The following is a 1,702-nucleotide window of genomic DNA, read 5'->3' as shown; positions in this document are numbered from 1 at the left end:
TAAATCGACAACGATTTAAAACGTCTCGCAAGAGACTTCAACGAAGATGTCCGCATAACATGCAAATTCGGTGATTTATCATCGAATCGACAGAATTCATTGAGCAGGACTTTCGGGTCCGAAAAAACTTTAATTGAAGAGTTTGATCATGGCTCAGATTGAACGCTGGCGGCAGGCCTAACACATGCAAGTCGAGCGGCAGCGGGAAGTAACTTGTTACTTTGCCGGCGAGCGGCGGACGGGTGAGTAATGCCTGGGAATTTGCCCAGTCGAGGGGGACAACCACTGGAAACGGTGGCTAATACCGCGTACGCCCTGCTCTGTAGTGGAGTGGGGGAAAGCAGGGGATCTTCGGACCTTGCGCGATTGGATAAGCCCAGGTGGGATTAGCTAGTAGGTGAGGTAATGGCTCACCTAGGCGACGATCCCTAGCTGTTCTGAGAGGATGATCAGCCACACTGGGACTGAGACACGGCCCAGACTCCTACGGGAGGCAGCAGTGGGGAATATTGCACAATGGGGGAAACCCTGATGCAGCCATGCCGCGTGTGTGAAGAAGGCCTTCGGGTTGTAAAGCACTTTCAGTAGGGAGGAAAGGTTAACGGTTAATACCCGTTAGCTGTGACGTTACCTACAGAAGAAGGACCGGCTAACTCCGTGCCAGCAGCCGCGGTAATACGGAGGGTCCGAGCGTTAATCGGAATTACTGGGCGTAAAGCGTGCGCAGGCGGTTTGTTAAGCGAGATGTGAAAGCCCCGGGCTCAACCTGGGAATTGCATTTTGAACTGGCAAACTAGAGTCTTGTAGAGGGGGGTAGAATTTCAGGTGTAGCGGTGAAATGCGTAGAGATCTGAAGGAATACCGGTGGCGAAGGCGGCCCCCTGGACAAAGACTGACGCTCATGCACGAAAGCGTGGGGAGCAAACAGGATTAGATACCCTGGTAGTCCACGCCGTAAACGATGTCTACTCGGAGTTTGGTGTCTTGAACACTGGGCTCTCAAGCTAACGCATTAAGTAGACCGCCTGGGGAGTACGGCCGCAAGGTTAAAACTCAAATGAATTGACGGGGGCCCGCACAAGCGGTGGAGCATGTGGTTTAATTCGATGCAACGCGAAGAACCTTACCTACTCTTGACATCCAGAGAATTCGCTAGAGATAGCTTAGTGCCTTCGGGAACTCTGAGACAGGTGCTGCATGGCTGTCGTCAGCTCGTGTTGTGAAATGTTGGGTTAAGTCCCGCAACGAGCGCAACCCTTATCCTTATTTGCCAGCACGTAATGGTGGGAACTCTAGGGAGACTGCCGGTGATAAACCGGAGGAAGGTGGGGACGACGTCAAGTCATCATGGCCCTTACGAGTAGGGCTACACACGTGCTACAATGGTCGGTACAGAGGGTTGCAAAGCCGCGAGGTGGAGCTAATCTCACAAAGCCGATCGTAGTCCGGATTGGAGTCTGCAACTCGACTCCATGAAGTCGGAATCGCTAGTAATCGTAGATCAGAATGCTACGGTGAATACGTTCCCGGGCCTTGTACACACCGCCCGTCACACCATGGGAGTGGGCTGCACCAGAAGTAGATAGCTTAACCTTTCGGGGAGGGCGTTTACCACGGTGTGGTTCATGACTGGGGTGAAGTCGTAACAAGGTAGCCCTAGGGGAACCTGGGGCTGGATCACCTCCTTACCTATGCGATTTAC

General features: G+C 52.9%; 1 rRNA gene. It reads left to right on the top strand.

The features are described from left to right. Positions 1 to 130: 130 nt before the first annotated feature. Positions 131 to 1,688: ribosomal RNA gene (locus KU855_RS18660) — 16S ribosomal RNA — on the top strand. Positions 1,689 to 1,702: the final 14 nt, after the last annotated feature.

It is taken from the genome of Shewanella sp. NIFS-20-20, assembly GCF_019209865.1.
Taxonomy (GTDB): domain Bacteria; phylum Pseudomonadota; class Gammaproteobacteria; order Enterobacterales; family Shewanellaceae; genus Shewanella.
Note: the sequence above shows the minus strand (reverse complement) of the source record. Positions and strands in the feature narration are given on the sequence as shown.